The 23,233-nt window shown below is 70.3% G+C and carries 15 protein-coding genes and 1 pseudogene; 12 read left to right on the top strand and 4 right to left on the bottom strand.

All coding sequences use genetic code 11. The annotated features are described in order from the left end of the window. Positions 1-15: 15 nt before the first annotated feature. From AB0D27_RS01385 to AB0D27_RS01370, 4 genes and pseudogenes are all read right to left on the bottom strand, one after another. Positions 16-1,476: a catalase gene (locus AB0D27_RS01385; protein WP_362500874.1), complete on the bottom strand. Its 1,461-nt coding sequence runs from the start codon at positions 1,474-1,476 to the stop codon at positions 16-18. A 109-nt stretch (positions 1,477-1,585) separates the two neighbouring features. After that, a complete protein-coding gene (locus tag AB0D27_RS01380) occupies positions 1,586-2,281 on the bottom strand; it encodes an aquaporin (RefSeq protein ID WP_362500873.1) in 696 nt (231 codons plus the stop codon). A gap of 473 nt (positions 2,282-2,754) precedes the next feature. Further along, positions 2,755-3,081: a hypothetical protein gene (locus AB0D27_RS01375; RefSeq protein WP_362500929.1), complete on the bottom strand. Its 327-nt coding sequence runs from the start codon at positions 3,079-3,081 to the stop codon at positions 2,755-2,757. 435 nt (positions 3,082-3,516) lie between these two features. Continuing rightward, a pseudogene (locus AB0D27_RS01370) lies at positions 3,517-3,900 on the bottom strand (IS5/IS1182 family transposase); the annotation flags it as partial. Positions 3,901-4,563: 663 nt separating this feature from the next. On the opposite strand from AB0D27_RS01370, the gene AB0D27_RS01365 reads away from it, so the two are divergent. From AB0D27_RS01365 to AB0D27_RS01310, 12 genes are all read left to right on the top strand, one after another. Continuing rightward, a complete protein-coding gene (locus tag AB0D27_RS01365) occupies positions 4,564-6,042 on the top strand; it encodes a sugar transferase (protein WP_362500872.1) in 1,479 nt (492 codons plus the stop codon). A gap of 73 nt (positions 6,043-6,115) precedes the next feature. Further along, the gene (locus AB0D27_RS01360; protein WP_362500871.1) at positions 6,116-7,441 is read left to right on the top strand and encodes a nucleotide sugar dehydrogenase; all 1,326 of its coding nucleotides are present in this window, start codon (positions 6,116-6,118) and stop codon (positions 7,439-7,441) included. Then, a complete protein-coding gene (locus AB0D27_RS01355) occupies positions 7,431-8,696 on the top strand; it encodes a glycosyltransferase family 4 protein (protein WP_362500870.1) in 1,266 nt (421 codons plus the stop codon). The genes AB0D27_RS01360 and AB0D27_RS01355 overlap by 11 nt, the downstream gene beginning before the upstream one ends. Further along, complete coding sequence (locus AB0D27_RS01350) at positions 8,693-10,063, top strand: Wzz/FepE/Etk N-terminal domain-containing protein (RefSeq protein ID WP_362500869.1); 1,371 nt, start codon at positions 8,693-8,695, stop codon at positions 10,061-10,063. Before AB0D27_RS01355 ends, AB0D27_RS01350 begins: the two co-directional genes overlap by 4 nt. Then, complete coding sequence (locus AB0D27_RS01345) at positions 10,060-11,580, top strand: Wzz/FepE/Etk N-terminal domain-containing protein (protein WP_362500868.1); 1,521 nt, start codon at positions 10,060-10,062, stop codon at positions 11,578-11,580. Before AB0D27_RS01350 ends, AB0D27_RS01345 begins: the two co-directional genes overlap by 4 nt. Positions 11,581-11,583: 3 nt before the next feature. Beyond that, positions 11,584-13,512, top strand: coding sequence for an asparagine synthase (glutamine-hydrolyzing) (gene asnB, locus AB0D27_RS01340; protein WP_362500867.1), 1,929 nt, complete (start codon positions 11,584-11,586; stop codon positions 13,510-13,512). A gap of 25 nt (positions 13,513-13,537) precedes the next feature. After that, a complete protein-coding gene (locus tag AB0D27_RS01335; RefSeq protein ID WP_362500866.1) occupies positions 13,538-15,736 on the top strand; it encodes a bi-domain-containing oxidoreductase in 2,199 nt (732 codons plus the stop codon). After that, the gene (locus AB0D27_RS01330) at positions 15,733-17,739 is read left to right on the top strand and encodes an alginate lyase family protein (protein ID WP_362500865.1); all 2,007 of its coding nucleotides are present in this window, start codon (positions 15,733-15,735) and stop codon (positions 17,737-17,739) included. The genes AB0D27_RS01335 and AB0D27_RS01330 overlap by 4 nt, the downstream gene beginning before the upstream one ends. A 161-nt stretch (positions 17,740-17,900) precedes the next feature. Beyond that, positions 17,901-19,433: a right-handed parallel beta-helix repeat-containing protein gene (locus AB0D27_RS01325; RefSeq protein ID WP_362500864.1), complete on the top strand. Its 1,533-nt coding sequence runs from the start codon at positions 17,901-17,903 to the stop codon at positions 19,431-19,433. Between the two features lies 1 nt (position 19,434). Continuing rightward, the gene (locus tag AB0D27_RS01320) at positions 19,435-20,757 is read left to right on the top strand and encodes an O-antigen ligase domain-containing protein (protein ID WP_362500863.1); all 1,323 of its coding nucleotides are present in this window, start codon (positions 19,435-19,437) and stop codon (positions 20,755-20,757) included. Positions 20,758-20,759: 2 nt separating this feature from the next. Beyond that, positions 20,760-22,001 (top strand): glycosyltransferase, encoded by a 1,242-nt coding sequence (locus AB0D27_RS01315; protein WP_362500862.1) that lies wholly within the window; start codon positions 20,760-20,762, stop codon positions 21,999-22,001. Then, a complete protein-coding gene (locus AB0D27_RS01310) occupies positions 21,998-23,233 on the top strand; it encodes a class I SAM-dependent methyltransferase (protein ID WP_362500861.1) in 1,236 nt (411 codons plus the stop codon). Before AB0D27_RS01315 ends, AB0D27_RS01310 begins: the two co-directional genes overlap by 4 nt.

Here is a 23,233-nt window from a genome sequence, read left to right as displayed (position 1 = left end):
GGTGTGGTCCACCGATCAGGACTGTCCGGCGCGGACCCCCTTCTCGATTCGCCGTCCCAGGTCCTTGTCGACGTTGCCCCAGTACTCGAAGGCGCGCTCCAGCACCGGTTCGGTGACCCCGTTGAGCAGGTGGCCGACGATGTTGCCGACCAGCCGATCGCGTTCCGCGTCACCCATGACCTCGCGGACCAGCGTGCCGGCCTGGCCCCAGTCGTCGTCCTCGGCGTGGAGGCTGTAGGCGGCGCGCACCATCTCGCCGTCCGTGTACCAGCCCGCCGGCTCGCCGTAGCGAGCGGTGTCGGCATGCGGGCCGCCCTTGGAGTTCGGCGCGTACACCGGGTCGGAGACCAGGTCGTAGCGCATCGCGCCGTCCTTGCTGTAGCTGTGCACAGGCGACTTGGGGGCGTTCACCGGCAGCTGGTTGTAGTTCGCGCCGATGCGGTAGCGGTGCGCGTCCGGGTAGGAGAACATCCGGCCCAGCAGCATCTTGTCGGGGCTGGGGCCGATGCCCGGAACCAGGTTGCTCGGCTCGACCGCGAGCTGCTCGATCTGCGCGTGGTAGTCGGTCGGGTTGCGGTCCAGCGTCATCCGGCCGACCTCGATCAGCGGGTAGTCCGCGTGCGGCCACACCTTGGTCATGTCGAACGGGTTGAACCGGTAGTCCTTGGCGTCCTCGAACGGCATGATCTGCACCTTGAGGGTCCAGTGGGGGTGGTCCCCGCGCGCGATCGCCTCGAACAGGTCGCGGGTGTGGTAGTCCCCGTCCGAAGAGGCCAGCGCATCGGCCTCTTCCTGGGTGAGGAACTCGACGCCCTGCTCGCTGATGAAGTGGTACTGCACCCAGAACCTCTCGCCCTGCGCGTTGATCCACATGTACGTGTGCGAGCTGTACCCGTTCATGTGCCGCCAGGTCCGCGGGATACCGCGGTCGCCCATCAGGTAGGTCACCTGGTGCGCTGATTCCGGGGACAGGGTCCAGAAGTCCCACTGCATGTCGTGGTCGCGCAGGTTGTTGTCGGCGCGGCGCTTCTGCGACCGGATGAAGTGCTGGAACTTGATCGGGTCACGAAGGAAGAACACCGGGGTGTTGTTGCCGACCATGTCGTAGTTGCCCTCGGTGGTGTAGAACTTCACCGCGAAGCCCCGGGGGTCGCGCCAGGTGTCCGGGCTGCCGCGCTCCCCCGCCACGGTGGAGAACCTGGTCACCAGCTCCGTGAGCGTGCCCGGCTGGAACACCGCGGCCTTGGTGTAGGCGCTGACGTCTCCGGTGACCTCGAACCGGCCGAAGGCGCCGCTGCCCTTGGCGTGCGGCTGGCGCTCAGGAACCCGCTCGCGGTTGAACTGCGCCATCTGCTCGATGGCGTAATGGTCGTGCAGCAGGATCGGACCGTCCGGGCCGACGGTGAGCGAGTGCTCATCGCTTTCCACCGGGATGCCGGCATCGGTCGTCGTCGGCAAAGGCTGTGTGCTGGTCATACGTCTGTCTCCTTGGTGGACGGAACCCCAGATGGACGTACCTGGGGCCGTGCGGGGTGGCTGACTGGGCCGAGAGGACGCCGGGCCAGGTGTGAGGACCTGGGCCGGATCACTTGTCGCTGGGGTTGAGTGCGAGGAAGACGAGGCCTGCGGCGGCGCCGGCGACGGCTTGCACCACGATGTAGACCCACAGCGTCGACCAGGCGAACAGGCCGCCGGCCGCGGCACCGAGCGCTACAGCCGGATTGAACGCGGCACCGGAGATCCCGCCGACGGCGAACGCTCCTGCCACGACGGTGAAACCGATCGCCAGGCCGAAGAAGGAGTTGCCGACCTGGTCCCTGCTGGTGGCGACGTTGAGTACCACGTAGCACAGGGCGAAGGTGAACAGGAGCTCCACCACGGCCGTGGCCGCGAGGGTGTGACCGGACGGGGCCAGAGCTGTGACCTGTGCCGGGTTGACCACCGCGCGGGCGACCACTCCGGCGATCACTCCGGCAGCCAACTGTGCGATCCAGTACGCGACGGCGTCTGCCGGCCTGATCCGGCGACGCCACAGCGCCGCCATGGTCACGGCCGGGTTGTAGTGGCCGCCGGAGACGTGCCCTCCGGCGTACACCATGACCATGAGCACTGCGCCGGCGGCGAGCGGGGTGAACGTGCTGTGGCTGAACCCGCAGACTGCCACCGTGAACACCAGGAAAAACGTGCCGATCACTTCGACGACGTATTTCCGGGTTGCTGCTCCCCATTGAGGGACAGCCGCCGCTACCGTTTCTCGGTCGCGGGTGACGACGTTCGCCATTTGCTTCCTCCTTACTCCGGGAGCCCCGTGCGGCGTGACCAGGTCGCGGACGCAGTCGCCGCGTCTTATCCGGCGGATACCGCCTTCTTCTGCTCCTGGGTCGAGTTTTCTGTGACGCACTCAACGATTCCGCTAAGGAGGTTCCGTCGTCATCGTTGCCAGCGGCCATTCACCATCCCGGCCAGCCGAACCGAACGATTCCCGCTAGCTGCAACCGTGGTGCGACCTCCGCTTTACGGGCACGCGGAGGCGGCCCCGTGCCATGACTGACCGGGGCAGGAGAACAGTGAATACGTGCGGAGTTCCCGCATTCCCCTGTGCCAGGAAGCGGGTTCGGGGAACAAACGCTCGGCCTGCCGTCGAGGGCGGCCGTCGGCAAGGCTCCGTGGGCTGGAATCCGCCCACGGGCAGCCACCAGGCCCGGCAGCCGCCCGGGGCACCTGTCCGGCCGCCCGTGCGCGGGCGCACGGACCTCAACCCGCGAAAGCAGGTGGTCGCAGATGGGGGGTCGCGCTCACCGACGGCGCCGGATAGGCCGTGTGGATCGTCGCCAGAGCCCACCTCATCCTGGTCACCGCGGTGTCCGGATGGTCGCCGAACTCACCGGCCATCTGGGCGGCACAGCCGCGGACCCCCAGCTGTCGCAGCGTGGTTCCGACCGCGCGACGGACCTGGTCGGGGGAGGGCGACTCGGAGAGTTGCAGGGGCGACACGAACAGCGCCGCGGCCCGAACCGTCTCGAACGGGCCTGGCATCCCGTATCCGGGAAGCGATGTCTTCGTAGCCAGAGTCTCCGTCATCGTTCGTGCCTCGCTTCCTTGCGCTGCGCGGCTTACCTGGGGTGGCGCCGCATGCTGTCCAGCTTCGCGGCCAGGTCCGCTCATGTCTTCGCCGCCAGCGCCCGATCCGACTACCTGCCAGCAGGAATCAGCCCCTTCCGGTGAGCGAGAGACGCTTTGATTTCGACCCACCGCGCCACAACGCGCCGCGAAGGGCGCCTGAGGGCAATCTGCCCGGTCAGACGCCCTTTTTCTGTGTCTAGAAGAAGCCGAGCTTCTTCGGCGAATACGACACCAGCAGATTCTTGGTCTGCTTGTGGTACACGGCCTCACTCGATCCCGACAAGTGAGAGGTGAGGAACCCTCGCCGGGCCGGCCCCGGTGGGGGTTTCTGCGTTCGGGGGCCGCGCCATTGCGTGAGCTCGTTGATGCATCACAGGCCGCCGGCCACCGGATCTGCGTCACCACTGCACGAATGCCCCGCCTGATGAGGTGAGTTCGGATGGCTCGCGAGGAGTACGCCTTGTCGGTCAGGACCGCATCTGGCGCCGAGCGGGGGCGGCCGGTCCGCCTGGGCACCCGCAAACGGGCCATGACTTGTGGGGGCGGGGGCGTCCCCGGCCAGTCCGCCGATGGCACGTCCGAGGGCGTGGTCATGCGGCGCGTCCGAGGGCGTGGTCATGCGGCTCGCCGGCCGGGGCCCGTTCGGGCGGGCTCCGGCGGCGTGCTGGTGAGCGCGCACGATCGTGGAGTCGACGACGACCCAGCCGAGTCGCCCTCGGCGTCTGGCTGCGCGAGCAGAGCGGCGAAGATCCGTTCCCATGTGCCGTCGATCGCCCACACCCGCAACCACCGCCCCGTACTCACCGACAAGATCCGCCGAACAGGCCCTGAGCGCGGACCAGTTGGCAGTGCCGGGACGCCTCGGGATTGTCGGCGCGGCAGTCCGGAGAACTTCCGTCACCACAGGTCACAGGGCGCGCCTTCGTCGCCAAGGCACCGCAGGTGGCGACCGATTTGTGGACTCAGCTTCAAGTCGTGTGCACAAATTCCACACATCCCTCTCTTCAGACGGGTCCCGATGGTCTAGATTGACCGTGCTTCACATGCCGGGACACGAGGCAACAAATGATGATCTATGGGTCCAGTGCTACGGACAGCCGGCAGCGGCGTCTCCGGCGCCAGGCGTGGGGGTGATCAATTCTTGGAGCCCGAGAGGGGCTTTGGGTGCGGGGAGCACCCGAGGTTTCGACGGGTTTCCGCGCACCTCGAGAGGTTGGCAGGACATGCGAGTCTGCTGGCGCCAGGGCGGGTTGTTCACGTAGCGCTGAAGTAGCCGGGATGTCATGCGCGTGGGGCGAGGGCCTCCTGCGGGGAGGAACAGCGCGGTGCGGGGGGCGGGGGGCCTCCCGACGGGAGGAAGCGTGCGGGAGGCGGGGGCCTCCCGGGGGGAGGAACAGTGTCAGTCGACCACGTCGTACCACTGGGGACCGGGGGGGTTCTGTGCGGCAGGGGGGATTAGTCGGCCCTTTTTCGTCGGCGCGCGGCAGTCTGGCGAGTGGGGCAATCAGCCAGCCCGCGATCGACTGGGAGCAGCGGTACCGCCGTACCGTGATCACCAGCGATACCGTGGCCACCGCCTTGGTGGTGGCGGCGATCGGCAACTTCTTCGGGGCCCGGGACGCGGCCAACTGGCACGAGAAGTGGGGAATTCTCGCATTCGGCACCGAGCTACTGGTGCTGGGAGCGCTTGCGGTGAGCAGGTCGTGGGCTCCGGCGGTGCTCGGCCAGGGTGCCGAGGAATTCCGCCGGCTCGGACGCTCACTGTTCACGGCGACCGTCGTACTGGCGCTCGGCGGGATCGCCCTCACCTCGCGCAACATCAAGCTCTGGATATTCGTCGCGATACCCGCGATCGCGCTCATCACCATGACCGCGCGGTATCTGCTCCGCCTCTGGCTGCACAAACAGCGGAAGGAAGGACGGTGCCTGAGACCGGTGCTCGCTGCCGGGAGCCCGGCCACCGTGCGCGACCTGATCACCCGAACCCGCAAGTTCCCGCACCTCGGTTGGCGGGTGGATGCGGTGTGCACGACGGACGGTCGCGGGCTCGACGGTGACCAACTGGACGGGGTGCCGGTCGTCGGTCGGCTGGAGGACGTCGCCAAGCACGTCCGTCACGACGGCTACCGTGTCGTCGCGGTCACACCGGACCCGCACTGGTCACCGGACCGTCTTCAGCGGCTGGCCTGGAACCTCGAAGGCAGCGATGCCGAGATGGTCGTGGCCCCCGTGCTGATGGAGGTGGCCGGCCCGCGGCTGCACGTCGATGCGGTGCTCGGTATCCCGCTGCTGCGGGTCAGCATGCCGACCTTCACCGGGGGGCGCCGGGCGATCAAAGGGGTCGTCGATCGGGTGGGCGCGGCGGTCCTGCTGGTGCTGTTCGCGCCGCTGATGGTGCTCGTCGGGCTGCTCGTGCTGGTGGACAGTCGGGGCGCGGCGTTCTACCGCCAGCGCAGGGTCGGCAAGGACGGCCGCGAGTTCACCATTCTCAAGTACCGCACCATGGTCACCGGGGCTCACGGGGCACGTGCCGAGCTGGCCGACCGCAACGAGGGCGCAGGGCTGCTGTTCAAGCTCCGCCGGGATCCGCGGGTGACCCGGGTGGGAGCAGTGCTGCGCCGGTACTCGATCGACGAGCTCCCGCAGCTTTTCAACGTGCTCACCGGATCGATGTCGCTCGTCGGTCCGCGGCCTCCGCTACCGGAGGAGTCCGCTGCGTACGGCCCGGACATCCGGCGGCGGCTGCTGGTCAAGCCCGGACTCACCGGCCTGTGGCAGATAAGCGGACGCAGCGACCTGTCGTGGGAGGAGGCGGTTCGGCTGGACCTGCGGTACGTGGAGGACTGGTCGCTCGCCCTGGACACAGTGATCTTGTGGAAGACGCTGCGTGCGGTGCTCTATGGGCAGGGGGCCTACTGATGCGCGGGAGTCGTCGTCCGGCCGGCGCGCGGACCGCAGGCCGGTACGGCCTGCCTGGGGGGAGGAACGGGTCATGAGAGTCAGCGTTTTCGGGCTCGGCTACGTGGGCTGCGTGTCGGCCGCGTGCCTGGCCAGCATGGGTCACGAAGTCATCGGGGTGGACGTGAACCAGGTGAAGGTCGACCTGGTCAACGACGGCAGGGCCCCGGTGGTCGAGGAGCGGATCGGCGAGCTCATCGCCGAGGTCGCGCGGACCGGAGCGCTACGCGCTACCGACGACGTCCGCGAGGCGATCATGGGCAGCGAGGTGTCGCTGGTCTGCGTGGGCACGCCGTCGGAGCCCAACGGCAGCCTGTGCACCACGTACTTGGAGCGGGTCACCGAGCAGATCGGCGCCGCGCTGGCCGAGGGGGCCAAGCAGGGGGGCCGGCACACCGTCGTGTTCCGCAGCACCATGCTCCCGGGCACCTGCCTGAACCTGCTGGTACCGATCCTGGAGAAGTACGTCGGTGGCACGGCCGGGGTGGACGTGGGGGTCGCGGTCAACCCGGAGTTCCTGCGCGAGGGCACGAGCGTGCGGGACTTCTTCGACCCGCCCAAGACCGTCATCGGCGAGCTCGACCCGGCAAGCGGCGACGCGGTGATGGCGCTGTACGACGGCTTGCCCGGCGAGGTGTTCCGGGTGCCGGTCCCGACGGCCGAGGCGATCAAATACGCCGACAACGCGTTCCACGGCCTCAAGATCGGCTTCGCGAACGAGCTGGGCGCGGTGTGCCAGGCGCTCGGGGTGGACTCGCACCAGGTGATCGACGTGTTCCTGGCCGACCGCAAGCTCAACATCAGCCCCGCCTACCTGCGGCCCGGCTTCGCCTTCGGTGGCTCCTGCCTGCCCAAGGACCTGCGCAGCCTGGTCCACGCGGCGCAGCGGGCCGACGTCTCGGTGCCCATCCTCGCCCATGTGCTGCCCTCCAACTCCGACCATCTGCAACGCGCGGTGGAGCTGGTCGAGCGCACCGGCAAGCGCCGGGTGGGCCTGTTCGGGTTGTCCTTCAAACCCGGCACCGACGACCTCCGCGAGAGCCCGCTCGTCGAGCTGGCGGAGAGGCTCTTCGGCAAGGGTTACGACCTGCGGATCTACGACCCCAACGTGAACCTCTCCCGGCTGCTCGGCGCGAACCGCGAGTACATCGAGACCCGGCTGCCGCACCTCGCGCAGCTGCTCGCGGAGTCCGTCGACGAGGTCCTCGAGCATGCCGAGGTGTGCCTGGTCGGGACCAGGGATCCGGCCGTGCTGTCGGCACTGCCCCATGGCGAAGGCCCCGTGATTGTCGACCTCATCCACCTTCCCGACGCCGAGACGCGCCGGACCGAACCGGGGTACATAGGCCTTGCTTGGTAACGCAATCAACGGCGACGGGTCGAACCGACGCGCGCTGATCCTGGTGGAGAACCTGTCGGTGCCGTTCGACCGACGGGTGTGGCAGGAGTGCACGACGCTGCGCGACGCGGGCTGGACGGTGCACGTCATCTGTCCCCGGGGGGAAAAGCGGGACACCGAACCGGAGGCGGAGATCGACGGGGTGCGGATCCACCGCTACCCGTTGCGCGCGGCCACCGGAGGGCCGGTCGGCTACCTGCGGGAGTACGGATCGGCGTTGTGGCATACGGCCCGGCTGGCCCGCAAGGTCGGCCCGGTCGACGTGGTCCACGCCTGCAACCCGCCCGACCTGCTGTTCCTGCCGGCGCTGTGGCTGAAGCGGCGCGGCGCGCGGTTCGTCTTCGACCAGCACGACCTGGTACCCGAGCTGTACCTCTCCCGGTTCGACCGCGGCGAAGATCTGCTCTACCGCGCCGTGTGCGCGCTGGAACGGCTGACGTACCGGGCCGCGGACGTCGTGCTCGCCACGAACGAGAGCTACCGGGACGTCGCGATGCGCCGTGGCGGCCGGCGGCCGGAGGACGTCTTCGTCGTGCGCAGCGCCCCCCAGATCGACCGGTTCCAACCGGTGCCGCCCGAGCCGGAGTTGAAGCGCGGCAAGCCTCATCTGCTGTGTTACCTCGGCGTCATGGGACCGCAGGACGGCGTCGACTACGCCTTGCGCGCCCTCGCGAAGCTGCGCGACGAGTTCGGGCGGACCGACTGGCATGCGGTGTTCGTCGGCGCCGGCGACGCCTTCGACGCGATGGTGGAGCTGTCCCGGCGCCTCGGTCTCTGCGAGCAGGTCCAGTTCACCGGGCGCATTCCGGACGCCGACCTGGTGCGCTACCTGTCCACCGCGGACGTGTGCCTTTCCCCCGATCCGCGCAATCCGCTCAACGACGTGTCGACCATGAACAAGGTCCTGGAGTACATGGCGATGGGCCGGCCGCTCGTCTCGTTCGACCTCCGGGAGGCGCGCGTCTCCGCCGGTGACGCCGCCGTCTACGCGCCCGCCAACGACGAGGCCGCATTCGCCAAGCTCATCGCGCTGCTCCTTGACGATCCGGAGAAGCGGGCCCGGATGGGCAAGATCGGCCAGGAGCGGATCAGCGGGCCGCTCTCCTGGCTGAACTCGCAAGCGTCGCTGCTCGCCGCCTATGCCGCTGCGTGCAGTGACCACACTCCGGTGTCGGCGGGCGACCCGGTCCGCACAGGGAAGAGGCAGCGCCGTTGAGCGATGACACGATCCGCCTGGTCACGATCGGGCGGATCTTCCGGCGGCGGTGGCGGCTTCTCGCCGTCCTCGCCGTGGTGGGCGCGCTCGTCGGCTACGGCGCCTCGGTGGTGTTCCCGCCGCAGTACACGACGTCGGCATCGGTACTGCTGCCGGGGCAGTGGGAAGAGCGCGAGCTGCTGACTCAGGTGGATATCGCGACCAGTTCGACAGTGGTCGACCGCGCGGCCGCCGCTCTCCACTGGAGCGGCGTCAGCGGCACCGAGCTGCGGGATCGCGTGAGCGCCAAGGCCGCCGACGGGAACATCATCAAGATCTCGGGTACGGCCGACACCCCGGAGCGGGCGCAGCAGCTCTCCGACCAGGTGGCCCAGCAGTTCGTCAGATTCGCCGCGCGGATCGCGGGCGGCAGCACCGACCCCGGAGCGGCTACGGGGCCCGGGGCGCTGCGGCAGAAGGTGGAGGAGACCAACCGCCGCATCACCGACCTGGCCAATGCGGCCGATCCGGGGCAGTCCGTGGAGAGCGTGGAGGCCCGCACCGCGCTCGAGAAGCTGCGCACCTCGCTGGAGGAGGCCATGACGAAGCTGGACGAGGCCGACCCGGCGACCAACAAGGCCGGCATGGTCGTCATGGGTCCTGCGGCCCGGCCGACCGGCGAGGCGCCGCCGACGAGGATGCAGCTCATCATCGCCGGGGCGGTGCTGTTCTTCCTGCTCGCGGTCATCGGCCATCTCGCCGCCGCACGGATGAACCGCCGACTGCGCACCGAACCGGAGATAGCCGCGGCGCTGGGCTCGGCGCTGCTGGGCACGGTCGACGTGCCCGATGAGCGGCGCGGCGCGCACCGGCCACAAGGCCGTGGCCCACTGGCTTGGACCCGCCGACTCCTTGGTGTCGACACCCGGTGGGACGTACCGGCCCCGCAGAGGTCCGGCGACGAGGCCGGCAGGCGGATCCGCTACCGGCGGATATGCACTCGCCTCCGGGACCAGCTGCCTGCCCCCCGGCGGCTGCTGGCTGTCGTACCGGACGGCGACGAGATCGCCCGCCGGGCCGCCGGGCAGCTCGTCGCCGAGGCGAGGAGCGATCCGCTGCTGCGGGTGGTGGAGGTCTCGGTGGACCGGCCGATCGTGCCGGACCGCGACACCGAGTCCGGTGCCCTGGTCGTCCTCAGCGCGGGCAGATGGACCGCGGAGGAACTCGCCGGCATCGCCGAGGCGTGTGCGGACGGCAGGCATGAGGTTGTCGGCATCGTCGTCGCCGGCACGGTCCGGGCCCGTCCGAAGCGGTCTGCCGGCCCTCCTTCGGATGAACCCACTCCCGCGCTCGCGGTTCGCGGCCATGCGACGGGAGGTTCGGTGTGACGACGAGCACGACTTCGGAGTCGTCTGCAGCCGCTCCGCTGTTTGACCTGCAGGCGCTGGTGGTTGCGGTGCGCAGGCGCCGCCGCCTCTGGTGCGCCATGGCGCTCCTGGGATTTCTGATCGGCGCGGCGGTGGCGGTCCTGCTGCCGCCGCCGCCGAGCGCGGTGACCAAGGTGCTGGTCGCGCATGCGGAGGACCAGCCGAACGACACCGGGACACTGATCCGCACCGACGTCCAGGTGCTGGGGACCACGCGGATCGCCGAGCTGGCCCTGCAGTCCCTCAAGTCCCCGGAAAAACCTGAGGACTTCATGCGGGACTACCGGGGCATCGGCTTGACCAACAACCTGCTGCAGATCGATGTGACAGGGCACAGCGACGCGGAGGCTGTCGCCCGGGCCAAGGCGCTGGCCGACGCGTTCGTCGCGGACCATGTGCGGCGGATGCGGGACACCGCAAAGGCCGAAGCCGACGCCCTGCTCGTTCAGCGTGACCGCATGCGGAACGAGCTCGCCCAGGTCAACAAGGCGATAGGAGACCGATCGCCGGAGAGCGACCCGAAAGCGTCGGCGAGCATCGAGTCGCTCTTCGCCCGCCGGGCCGAGCTCAACTCGCGGATCGCCGAGTTCGACCAGCGCGCCGCGGAGGCTCGCACCGGCACACCCAAGGTCGTCGCCGGCACGGAGATCGTGGACGCCCCGCGCGCGGTGCGACACTCCATGCCCAAGGCCGCCGTCACCAACGCCGCGATCGGGCTCGTCCTCGGGCTCGTCCTCGGGCTCGCGCTGGCCGCGGTCGGCGCGGTGGTGGCGGACCGCCCCGTGCTGCGCCGGGACATCGCGGCGAACCTGGGCGCCTCGGTCATCGCGGAGCTGCCCCACCGGTCGGGCAGGCTGTGGCAGCTCCGGCGGACCCGGGCGACCCGCGAACGGCTCACCGCGACCCTGGCCCGCACCGTGCGCGGCTCCGCGGAACCGGTGTCGCTGCTGGAACTGGGCTGTGCGCGCAGCACGAGCGTGATCGCCCTGGACCTCGCCGGTGCACTGACGGCGGAGGGGCCAGTGGTCATCGTCGATGGCCTGCCTGGCCCGCAGCTCGGGGGCCACCGCCCGAAGCCAGGAGGCCCCACCGTGGTCAGCGGCGAGCGTGCCGAGGCCGTGTCGCATCAGGAGCGCCGGATCGGCGTCGGCTCGGTGGCGCCCGGCACGGCGTGGACCGACCTCCAGTACCTCGGCACTCAGACCGTGCTGGTCGTGCGTGCCGGGCACGGCAGCGCCGCATGGCTGCACACCGTGGCGCGCCAACTCGCGGACCAGCGCATTCCGGTGATCGGTGTGGTGCTGATCGACCCCGATCCGCGTGATCGGACCGACGGCACGCTGTGGGACGGGCTGCACACCGCGCTGCGCGGCCGGAGCGAGCGGTCGGCCCGGCAGAACGTGATGGACCAGCGGCGGACGGAGCGGCTGCCGGTGTGGGCCGTACGGGTCCCGGACAACGACCAGGAAGTGCGGTAGGACATGTGTGGCATCGCAGGTACTTACCGATGGCCGGACGGGAAGGCCGTGACCGACCGGCTCACCGATACCCTCGCCCACCGCGGTCCGGACGGGGCGGGCCGCTACGGCCACCCCGTCGGTGACGGCGAAGTGCAGCTCGGGCACCGCCGGCTGGCCATCATCGACCTGTCCGAGACCGGCGCCCAGCCGATGGTCTCGGGCGGCCTCGCCCTGACGTACAACGGCGAGCTGTACAACGCGCCCGAGCTGCGTGCCGAGCTGGCGGCCGCCGGGGTGCGCTTTCGCGGTACCTCCGACACCGAGGTGCTGCTTGAGGCCTGGCGGCGCTGGGGCACGGACTGCCTGCCCCGGCTGCGCGGCATGTTCGCGTTCGGGATCTTTGACGAGCGAACCGGTGAACTGGTGCTCGCCCGCGACCAGCTCGGCATCAAGCCCCTGTTCCTGCTCCGGCGCGGTGCGGGCCTCGTGTTTGCCTCCGAGCTCAAGGCGCTCGCCGCCGCGACCGGCGGGACGCTGGAGGTGGACCATGCGGCGCTGGTGGCCTCGCTGCTGTACTACTGGGTGCCGGACTCACGGTGCGCGTTCCGCCAAGCGGAGAAGCTGCCGCCGGGGAGCTGGCTGCGGTGCCGGCCCGACGGCCGGGTGGAGCGCGGCCAGTACTGGAACCTGAGGGACGTCGCCGCCGAGGGCCAGGAGCGGGCCCGGGCCGGCGAGCAGCCGGACGTGGCCGCCATCGTCGAGGAGTCGACTCGGCGCCACCTGCTCTCCGACGTACCCGTGGCGACCTTCCTCTCCGGCGGCCTCGACTCCAGCTACCTGACCGCGCTGGCGGCCCGCGACCGACCGGGGATCTCCGCGTACACGATCGGATTCCGCGCCGAGGACGCCAAGTTCGAGGCGATGCCGGACGACCTGCGCTATGCCCGGCAAGTGGCCGAGCGGTTCGGCGTCGACCTGCATGAGATCGAGATCGCTCCGAACGTGCTCGACCTGCTGCCACAGATGACGTACCACCTGGACGAGCCGATCGGTGACCCCGCCGCGATCAACACTTTCCTGATCTGCTCGGCCGCCCGGGAGGCCGGGGTCAAGGTGATGCTCTCGGGGATGGGCGCCGACGAGCTGTTCGCCGGGTACCGCAAGCACCTGGCCAACCTGCTCGCGCTGCGCTACCAGCGCGTCCCGCGGCCCCTGCGGCGTGGCCTGTCCAGGGCCGTGGACCGGCTGCCGGTCGCCACGGCCCGCCGGGGGTACCGGTCGGTGCGCTTCGCGAAGCGGTTCCTCTCCTTCGCCGATCTCCCGGAGGAGACCGCGTTCCGGCGCAGCTACACCATGTACGACCAGGACGAACTGCTCGCCCTGGTCAATCCGGACTTGGCCGGGACGGTCGAGGACGTGCTGACCGAGCACGCGGACATCTACCAGGACAACGACCTCGACGACTTCGTCAACCGGATGTGCCTGGGCGACTCCCGGATGTTCCTGCCGGGCCTGAACCTCGCGTACACCGACCGGTCGAGCATGGCCGCCTCGACCGAGGTGCGGGTGCCGTACGTGGACGTCGAGGTGGTCAAGGCGGCGTTCGCCGTGCCCGGCGATCGCAAGATCGTCGGACGACAGGGCAAGGCCGTCCTCAAGGAGGCGGCCACCTCGATCCTGCCCCGGGAGATCGTGTACCGGCCCAAGGGCCTGTTCAGCGCCCCGCTGCGCGCCTGGATGAGCCGGGATCTGGCACCGCTGGTGCGCGAGGTGGTCAACGACGGCGTGCTCGTCAACTCCGGGCTCCTGCGCCGCGACGCGCTGGCGCGCATGGTCGCCGAGGACGCCGCCGGGCAGCGGGACTTCTCCAAGCATCTGTGGCATGTGCTGACGCTCGAGTACTGGTATCGCGACGCGACCTCTGGCTCCGGCCAGAGCCAAGCGGCTTGACGGCGTGGAAACAAGAGGAGCTCGAGTGAAACAGGTTGTTCAGAACTATAAGAGCGGCGAGCTGGCGGTGCTCGACGTGCCGGTGCCGGGGTGCAAGCCGGGCGGTGTGCTGGTCCGCACCGCCTACTCGCTGATATCCACCGGGACCGAGCTCATGAAGGTGTCCGAGGCTGGGATGTCGATGCTGGGCAAGGCCCGCTCCCGGCCGGACCAGGTGGCCAAGGTCATGCAGAGCGTGGCCACCAACGGGGTGCCCGCCACCTACCGCAAGGTGATGGGCAAGCTGGACTCCTACACGCCGCTGGGCTACTCGCTGTGCGGGGTGGTCGAGCAGGTCGGCACCGGGATCGACGATGTGAAGGTCGGCGACCTCGTGGCCTGCGCCGGCAACGAGCACGCGTTGCACGCCGAGCTGAACTGGGTGCCGAAGAACCTCTACGCCCGGGTGCCGGAAGGCCTCGCGCCGCGGCACGCGGCCTTCGGCACCGTCGGCTCGATCGCGTTGCAGGGCGTCCGCCGCGGCGAGTCACAGCTCGGCGATGCGGCGCTGGTCATCGGTCTCGGGCTGATCGGGCAGTTGGTGGTGCAGCTCCTCACCGCCTCGGGGGTCCGCGTCGTCGGGGTCGACCCCGACCCGGTGCGCTGCGAGCTCGCCGAGCGCCTGGGCGCTGCGGCCTGCGGCGATCCCGCCTCCGCGTCCGTCGAAACCGCCGTCGCCGAACTCACCGGCGGTCACGGCGTGGACCAGGTGTACCTGGCCGCCGGCGGCGCCAGCAACCAGCCCGTCGAGCTGGCCGCCCGGCTCTGCCGGGACCGCGGCCGGGTCGTCGACATCGGCAAGTGCCGCCTGGACCTGCCGTGGAACGCGTACTACGAGAAGGAGCTCGACGTCCGCTTCTCCCGCAGTTACGGCCCCGGGCGCTACGACCCGGAGTACGAACTCGAGGGGCGGGACTACCCGATCGGCTACGTGCGCTGGACCGAGCGCCGCAACCTGGCGTGCTTCCTCGATCTCCTCGCCCGCGGCAGCGTCGACGTGGAGCCCTTGGTCTCCCACATCGCCGACTTCGACGACGCCGTCGAGACGTACCAGCGTCTGAAGGACGGCGACCTGAAGGCCGTGGCTGTGCTGTTCCGGTACCCCGGCCCCGCTGAACCCATAGCGGAAACGGAGGCCCCGGCGGTGGCCGTGCCCGCGGTGAAGCGAGGCAACGGCGGAGTGTCCACGCCGTCTCGGACCGCCAAGACGCCGGTGCGCCTTGCGTTCGTCGGCGCGGGAAACTACGCGACGTCGATGCTGCTGCCGCACCTGGCACAGCGCGACGGCGTCGAGTTGTCTACAGTCGTCACCACGACGGCACTGTCCGCGGCCAACGCGCAGCGGAAGTTCGGCTTCGCCGACGCGACCACCGATCTCGACGCCGTGCTCGGCGACAAATCCATCGACGCGGTGTTCGTGGTCACCCGGCACAGCTCGCACGCCGAACTGACCCGAAGGGCACTGCTCGCCGGCAAGACGGTGTTCGTGGAGAAGCCTCTGGCCCTCACCGAGGACGAGCTGGCCGGCGTACTCGCGGCGGTGGAGGAGTCCGGCAACGACCGGCTGCAGGTGGGCTTCAACCGTCGGTACGCGCCGCTGCTGCAGGAGGCCAGGGAGCGGTTCGGCGCCCGGACCGGTCCGGCGAGCCTCCGCTACCTGGTCAACGCGGGACGGCTGCAGCATGGCAGCTGGTATCTCCAACAGGGCACCGAGGGCTCGCGGTTCGCCGGCGAGGGCGGACACTTCATCGACACGGCGAGCTGGCTGCTCGAGGCAGACCCGGTATCGGTGTACGCGGTCGCCACGTCCGGCAACGAGGACCTGCAGGTCGTGCTGCGCTACCCGGACGGGTCCACCGCCACCATCAGTTACGTCACCACCGGCGCGCCCAGCTTCCCCAAGGAGACGCTGGATCTGGTCGCGGACGGCAAGGTGCTGCGGCTCGACGACTTCGTCCGTGCCTCTGTGTACGACGGCCGCCGCAAGCGGTGGGTCAGTTCGCGGCTGCCCAAGGCCCGGGACAAGGGCCAGTCCGCCGAGCTGGCCGCGTTCATCAAGGCCGTGCGGACCGGCGGGCCGATGCCGGTGCCGCTGGAGTCGCTGGCCGCCACCACGGCGGCCACCCTCGCCGTGCAGGCCGGCTTGGCGGGCGGCGTGCCGGTGACGTTGGCGAGGGTTCGATGACTGTGAGCTCGGGGAGTCCGGGCTGGTACCTGCGGCGGCTGTCCCGGATGGGACCGCGGGAGGTCGGCGGCCGGGTGGGCGACGCGGTGCGCAGGCGGCGGTGGCGGTCGGCGCGGCCGGAGTGCCCGAGGGTGACCGGCGCCCGGTTCACCGCGGTACTGCCCGCCGGGACGATCGCCGCAATACCTCCGGACGCCGCGAAACGTCTCGTCGCCGAGGCGGACCGGCTGATGGACGGGCACGTCGAGTATTTCGGGGTGGTCCGCGACGACCTGGCCGACCCGGACTGGTGGTGCGACCCGAAGACCGGGCGCCGGGCTCCGGCGGGTTACGCCTTCGACGTGCCGTACCGCAGCGAGGACGCGGTCGGGGACATCAAGCAGATCTGGGAGCTGTCCCGGCATCAGTACCTCACCGTGCTCGCCGCCGCCTACGCGATCACTGGGAACGAGCGGTACGCCGAGCGAGTGGCCGAGCATCTGCGGTCGTGGTGGGCGGCCAACCCACCGCTGCGCGGCGTGCACTGGATCAGCGGCATCGAGCTGGGCATCCGGCTGCTGTCCTGGGTGTGGATCCGCCGGCTGCTCGACGGCTGGCCGGGTGCGTCCGGGCTGTTCGAGGGCAACCCGGTGGCGCTGAACCAGATCTGGCACCACCAGCGCTGGCTGGCCGCCTTCCCCAGCCGGGGGTCTTCGGCGAACAACCACGTCATCGCCGAGGCCGCCGGGCAGTTTGCCGGGGCCTGCGCGTTCGGGTGGTTTCCCTCTTCGGCACGTTGGAGAGCCGGCGCGCTGCAGTCGCTGGAGCGACACCTGCGCGGCAACACCTTCGACTCCGGCCTCAACCGCGAGCTGGCCACCGAGTATCACGGACTCGTGCTGGAGCTCGGCCTGGCCGCGGTGGCCGAGGCGGATGCCGCAGGCGTGCCGGTCCCCGCGTCGATCCGGCTGGTGCTGCTGCGGATGACCGACGCGCTCGCGGCCATCGTGGACAGCCACCTGCGGCCGCCGCGCCAGGGGGACGCGGACGACGGGCACGGTCTGGTCGTGGACGGCGCGGGCACCGACCGCTGGGCCTCGCTCCTTGCCACCGGGGACGCCGTGTTCGGTCGACTCGCCTGGTGGCCGGCGGTGACCGGCACCGATGTGCGCACCCCGCTGCTGGCCGCGCTCATCCGGCCGTACGCGAAAGATGGAACCGCACCGGCCGTGACCCGCCCGGCAAGCCGACCGGCTCATTTCGCCGACGCGGGGCTCACCATCCTGCGCGGTCCGGAGGAGATCTGGTGCCGCTGCGACGGTGGTCCGCACGGCTTCCTGTCCATCGCCGCCCATGCCCACGCGGACGCGCTGTCGGTGGAGGTCCGGCACGACGGGGTCGACGTGCTCGCCGACCCGGGGACGTTCTGCTACCACGGGCAACCCGAGTGGCGGCAGTACTTCCGCTCGACCCGCGGCCACAACACCCTGCAGCTGGACGGCAGTGACCAGTCCGTCTCCGGCGGCCCGTTCCTGTGGACCCGGCATGCCCGCAGCCGCGTCCTGGCCGCGGACACATCCGGCGCCTCCGAAGGGGGGACGGCCCGCTGGTGTGCCGAGCACGACGGTTACCGGCGCACCGAGGGCGCAGTGCACCGCCGCCGGGTGGAGCTGACGGCCGCGAGCCAGGAGCTGAGGGTGGTTGACGAGGTCCGCGACCAACACAGCCCGCGCCGGGCCGTGCACCTGACGTTCCACCTCGGCCCGGCGATCGCCGCGGACCTGGTGGGGAACCGGGCAGTGCTCACCTGGACCCGGGACGGTGAGGGGCGCTCCGCGGTGCTCGACCTGCCCGGGCAGCTGAGCTGGCGGGCGCATCGCGGCGAGAGTGACCCGCCGCTGGGCTGGTACTCCGCCGGCTTCGGGCGCAAGGAACCCACCACAACGCTGGTCGGCACCGGCTTGGCCGACGGCGCGGAGGGGTTCATCACCGTACTCAGGTTCCGCGGCTTGGGGGTGTTGTGAGAGTCCTGTGCGGTGCCCGCGGTGTCCGGTGCGTGGCCTCGGCGTGCCGGACGAAGGCCCTCATAGCGGAGCTACTTGGGTCTTTGGCTGGTGCGGCGAGGGTGCGTGCCGGGCGCCGCGGGTGCTGTGTGGGGCACTCACAACACCCCCAAGGGGGGCGCGTGGGGATCAAGAGGCGGCACTCGGCGTTGGCGGCGGCACCGCTGGCGCTGGCCCTTCTGGCGGCGACCGGTTGTGAGAGCACGCCGGGCGCCGGGGCGGAGCCGAAGGCCGCGCCATCCACGTCCGCAGCCCCATCCGTGGCCCGGATGTGCGCCAAGCCCGCGGCCGGGCCCGCGAAGGCACCGGCGGGCGCGGTGACCGTCGACCCCGCGGTGGTCGGTGACCTGGCAGCGAAGACCAAGAGCAGCCCCCCGAACACCACGTTCTGGCTTCGACCGGGCAAGCACAGGCTCGACCCGGACCGCTACGCCCAGGTCATCCCCAAGGAGGGGAACCGCTACCTCGGTGCGCCGGGCGCGGTGCTCGACGGCCGGAAGAAGAACCAGTACGCGTTCGGCGGCAGCGCCCGCAACGTCACCATCCGCTACCTGACCGTGCAACGTTTCGTGGCGCCGCCCGACGAGGGCGTGGTCAACCATGACTCGGCCGACGGATGGGTGATCGAGCACGACAAGATCCAGTACAACTCCGGCGCCGGGCTGATGGCCGGTGCCCGTCAGAAGGTCCGCGCCAGTTGCCTGCGCGACAACGGCCAGTACGGCATGAACGCGTACAAGGCCAAAGGCCGTATCAGCGGCCTGGTGGTCGAGGGCAACGAGATCGTGGGCAACAACACCGGCGACTGGGAGCGGCGGCGGGAGGGTTGCGGCTGCACCGGAGGTATCAAGTTCTGGGCCGTCAACGGCGCCGACGTACGCGGCAACTGGGTGCACGACAACCGCGGAACCGGGCTATGGGCGGACACCAACAACAACGACTTTCGCATCGAGAACAACGTGCTCGAGGCCAACGACGGTGCCGCGCTGATCTACGAGACCAGCTACAACGCGGTCATCCGGAAGAACACGATCCGGCGGAACAACTGGGTCGAGGGCCGCAGGGAAGCCGACCTCGGCGACAACTTCCCGTTCGCGACCGTCTACCTGTCCGAGTCCGGCGGCGAACCACGGATCAAGGCCCGCACCGACAAGATCGAGATCTACCGGAACGTGCTGGAGAACAACTGGTCCGGGATCACTCTGTGGGAGAACGCCGACCGGTTCTGCAACAGTCCGGCCAACACCTCGTCCGGTGACTGCACCTTGCTGGTGCGGGACACCGACCGCTGCGCGAAGCCGGCGATCGCCAAGGCACCGCTCTACGCCGACTGCCGGTGGAAGACCCAGCGGGTGGACATCCACGACAACCGCTTCGTGCTGGACAAGTCCGTCGTCAAGTGCACGGAGAAGTGCGACCGCATGGCGGTCCTTGCCAACTACGGCACCTATCCGGACTGGTCGCCCTACAAGGGCGAGCGGGTGGCCGAGGCGATCACCCGCGAGCAGCACAACCGCTGGCACGACAACGTCTACCTCGGTCCATGGAAATTCGTCGCCTACGACCCGAGCCGGGTATTCACCTTCGGGGAGTGGCAGGGCACGCCGTACCAGCAGGACGCGGGCAGCACCTTCCGCGTACGGGCCGGTGGTTGAGATGGGCGGGGACCTACGGCGCGGCGGGTTGCCGGGCGGACCGGACACGGCGGGCACGCGGCCCGGCGCCGGACCGCGCCCTGCCGGGACACCGAAGATCGTCGGGATCGTCTGGGGGTTGCTGGTCCTCAACACGCTCGGCTCCGCCGGGGCGAAGACCATCATCCCGCTGCCCCGCTCCCTCATCCAGATGGTCACCATGGGCGCGCTGGTCGCCGCCTTCGCGCTGGCGCTCGCGGTCAATCTCCGGCTGCGCATCCGAGCCGGCGCCTACGTGTTCCTGCTGACGCTGCTGCTGGTGCCGAGCGTGATCTCCAGCGTGAACCTGGAGTCCGGCTTCGGCGCGCTGTTCCGCTGCACCCGGCTGGCTCTCTTCGTCGGCACGCTGTGGCTGCTCAGCCGCTGGTGGGACGGCGGCCTGACGTTCGTTCGGCACCACATCCGGATGTACTTCGCGGTGCTCGGCTCTGTGGCCGTCGGCCTGGTCGCCTCACCGGGTGCGGCCCTGCCCGACCTCTACGGCGGACGCCTCGTCGGCGCGTTGTGGCCGCTCACCCCGCCGCAGATCGGACAGTACGCCGCGGTGATCATCGGGCTCACCGTGCTGCTCGTACTGGGCCGCAGGACGGACAGGGCCAGTGCGGCGGTGGTCATCGTGCCGTCACTCGTCCTGCTCGCGTTGACCCATACCCGGACGGCCACGCTCGGCCTGTTCATCGGCCTTGCGTTGGCGATCGGCTCGCTCATCCTGACTAGCGCCGCGGCCCGCCGGTTCTTCACCTGGACGGTGCTGTGCGCCACGGTGGCCGCGGTCGGGTTCAGCTCCGCGCTCCAGGCGTGGTTCCTGCGCGGGCAGAGCCAGGAGAACTTCTCCAACCTCACCGGGCGGGCCAAGGTCTGGGACGCCCTGCTGGCAGCGCCCAGGACGACCGGGGAGAAGCTGTTCGGCATGGGCCTGGGCGACAAGTCGTTCGGCGGGCTGCCGATCGACAACAGCTGGCTGGCCGTTTACCAGGAACAGGGTCTGATCGGCGTCGCCTTGGTGGCGGCGATCATCATCGTCCTTGGCGGCATCGCGTTGCTGCGGCCACCGTCGCTGCAGCGGGCCTGCGCGATCTTCCTGATCAGCTACTGCGCGATCGCGTCGTACACCGAGGCAGGCCTTGGCGACGCCTCGCCGTATCTGCTGCATCTGGCCTTGGCCGCCTCGCTGTTGGCGGCACCTGCCGAGGCCGAGGCCGCTCCCGTCTCGCTGCCCGAATCGACGCCCGAAGTCCCTCGACGACGCATCCCGCGCTGGGCCCGGAGAACGGAGGTGAGCTGACCATGCACGTCCTCGTGGTGCACAACCGCTACGCCTCGGCGCAGCCGAGCGGCGAGAACAAGGTCGTCGACCAGGAGGTGGAGCTGCTGCGCGCGGCCGGCCACCGGGTCGAGGTGTTCGAGCGGCGCAGCGACGACATCGCCGCCCGGTCCCTGCTCGGCAAGGCCGCAGTGGCGTTGCTCGTGCCGTGGAACCCGGCGGTCCGCACGGAACTCGCCGCCCGGCTCCGCACCGAGCGGCCGGACGTGGTCCACGTCCACAACGTCTTCCCGCTCCTGTCGCCCGCGGTCCTTGCCGCCTGCGCCGACGCCGGCGTGCCCGCCGTCGCCACGCTGCACAACTACACCCAGGTCTGCCCGCCCGGCACGCTGCAGCGGGACGGCCGGCCGTGCACCGAGTGCGTCGGCTCCGCACCACTGCCGGCCGTCCGGCACGGCTGTTACCGGAGTTCGCGCCTTGCGACGGTGCCGCTCGCGGTCAGCCTGTCGGTCAACCGGCGGCGGTGGTGGTCCGGCGTGGAGCGCTTCTTCTGCATCTCCGCGGCGCAGCGCGACGTCCTGGTGCGGTCGGGCATGCCGGCCGAGCGGCTGGCGGTGAAGCACAACTTCGTGCCGGAGCCGGGCGTGTGCCGAGCGGGCGCGGGCGAGCATGTGCTCTATCTCGGCCGGCTCGCGGAGGCCAAGGGCGTACGGCTGCTCATGACCGCGTGGGACGAGATCGCAGCGAGCGGCGGAGTGGGCGTACCGCTCGTGATCGCCGGCGCGGGGCCGCTGGAGCCAGAGGTGACCGCCTGGGCGGCGGGCCGGGACGACGTGCGCTACGTCGGCCTGTACGACCCGGAGCAGTGCCGACAGGTCATCGCGCGGTCGGTCGCCGTGGTGGCTCCCTCGACGTGGCTGGAGGCGTTCGGCCTGGTGGTCGTCGAGGCGATGGCGGCCGGGGTGCCGACCGTCGCCGCAGGCCACGGCGCCTTCGTCGAACTCGTCGAGGACGGCGTGACCGGGCTGCTGCACCGGCCGGGCGAGCCCGCCTCGCTCGCGTCCTGCATACGCCGGATCGCGGCCGAGCCGGTCCGCAACCGGGAGATGGGCCAGGCGGCCCGGCGCCGTTACGAGCAGGGGTTCAGCCCGGCCGTCGGCCTGGAGCGCCTGGTGGAGGGGTACCGCACCGCGATCGCGGGGCGGTCCGGCGGCGGGGACAGCGCGCCGCCGATAGGGACGGAATCAATGGGGGGCAGTAAATGACACGTTGCCGACTGTGCGGCTCGGTGACGCTGGCGAGCGTCGTCGATCTGGGGGCGACCCCGCCGTGTGAGAGCTTTCTCGCCGCGGACCAACTGGACCTGCCGGAACCGGCGTACCCGCTGCATTTGCAGGTCTGCACCGACTGCTGGCTCGCGCAGATCCCGCCGCTGATCACGCCGGAGGAGACGTTCAAGGAGTACGCGTACTTCTCCTCGTACTCGACCTCCTGGGTGGAGCACGCGCGTACGTTCGTCGCCGACGCCGTACAGCGGGTGGGGCTCGGCTCCGACGCCTTCGTGGTCGAGGTCGCGAGCAACGACGGATACCTGCTGAAGCATGTGGTGGACCGGGGGATCCGCTGCCTCGGCATCGAGCCGTCGGTGAACGTCGGCGCCGCGGCGCGGGAGGCGGGTGTGCCCACGCTCACGGAGTTCCTGTCCCCGGACACCGGCTCGGCTGTCCGCGCCGAGCACGGCCCGGCGGACCTGGTCGTGGCCAACAACGTGTACGCGCACATCCCCGACGTCGTCGGGTTCACCCAGGGGCTGCGCGCCCTGGTCGCCGACGACGGCTGGGTCTCCATCGAGGTGCAGCACCTGCTGACCCTGATCGAGGAGAACCAGTACGACACGATCTACCACGAGCACTTCCAGTACTACACGGTCGCCTCCGCGATCCGGGCCCTTGCGAGCGGCGGACTCGTGCTCGTGGACGTCGAGTTGCTGCCCACGCACGGCGGCTCCATCCGGCTGTGGGCCCGGCCGGCCGAGGTGGCCGGCGAGCCGACCCGGCGGGTGGCCGACGTGCTGGCCCGGGAGAAGGCGGCCGGGCTGCAGGAGTTGTCCGGGTACACCGAGTTCTCCGCTCGGGTGGCCAAGGTGCGCCGGGATCTGCTGCGGTTCCTCATCGAGGCGGCCGAGCGCGGCGAGACGGTCGTCGGCTACGGCGCCCCGGGCAAGGGCAACACCCTGCTCAACCACTGCGGCATCCGGCCCGACCTGCTCCCGTACACGGTCGACCGCAACCCCTACAAGCACGGCAGGTTCACCCCGGGCACCCGCATCCCGATCCTGCCGCCCGAGCAGATAGCCGCCGACAAACCGGACTACGTCCTCGTCCTCCCGTGGAACCTGCGGGCCGAGCTGGTCGAGCAGCTGTCCTTCGTGCACGACTGGGGCGGCCGCCTTGTCTTTCCCATCCCGGAACTGAGCATTGTCGAGGTCGCGTCTTGA

Source organism: Streptomyces sp. NPDC048415 (genome assembly GCF_040651675.1).
GTDB lineage: Bacteria > Actinomycetota > Actinomycetes > Streptomycetales > Streptomycetaceae > Streptomyces.
The sequence above is the reverse complement of the archived record's forward strand: the minus strand, read 5'-3'. Positions and strand labels throughout refer to the sequence as shown.

Coding starts and splice junctions, on each gene's coding strand:
- AB0D27_RS01385 (WP_362500874.1), bottom strand. CDS start 1,476: ATGACCAGCACACAGCCTTTGCCGACGACGACCGATGCCGGCATCCCG.
- AB0D27_RS01380 (WP_362500873.1), bottom strand. CDS start 2,281: ATGGCGAACGTCGTCACCCGCGACCGAGAAACGGTAGCGGCGGCTGTC.
- AB0D27_RS01375 (WP_362500929.1), bottom strand. CDS start 3,081: ATGACGGAGACTCTGGCTACGAAGACATCGCTTCCCGGATACGGGATG.
- AB0D27_RS01360 (WP_362500871.1), top strand. CDS start 6,116: ATGAGAGTCAGCGTTTTCGGGCTCGGCTACGTGGGCTGCGTGTCGGCC.
- asnB (WP_362500867.1), top strand. CDS start 11,584: ATGTGTGGCATCGCAGGTACTTACCGATGGCCGGACGGGAAGGCCGTG.
- AB0D27_RS01330 (WP_362500865.1), top strand. CDS start 15,733: ATGACTGTGAGCTCGGGGAGTCCGGGCTGGTACCTGCGGCGGCTGTCC.
- AB0D27_RS01320 (WP_362500863.1), top strand. CDS start 19,435: ATGGGCGGGGACCTACGGCGCGGCGGGTTGCCGGGCGGACCGGACACG.
- AB0D27_RS01315 (WP_362500862.1), top strand. CDS start 20,760: ATGCACGTCCTCGTGGTGCACAACCGCTACGCCTCGGCGCAGCCGAGC.
- AB0D27_RS01310 (WP_362500861.1), top strand. CDS start 21,998: ATGACACGTTGCCGACTGTGCGGCTCGGTGACGCTGGCGAGCGTCGTC.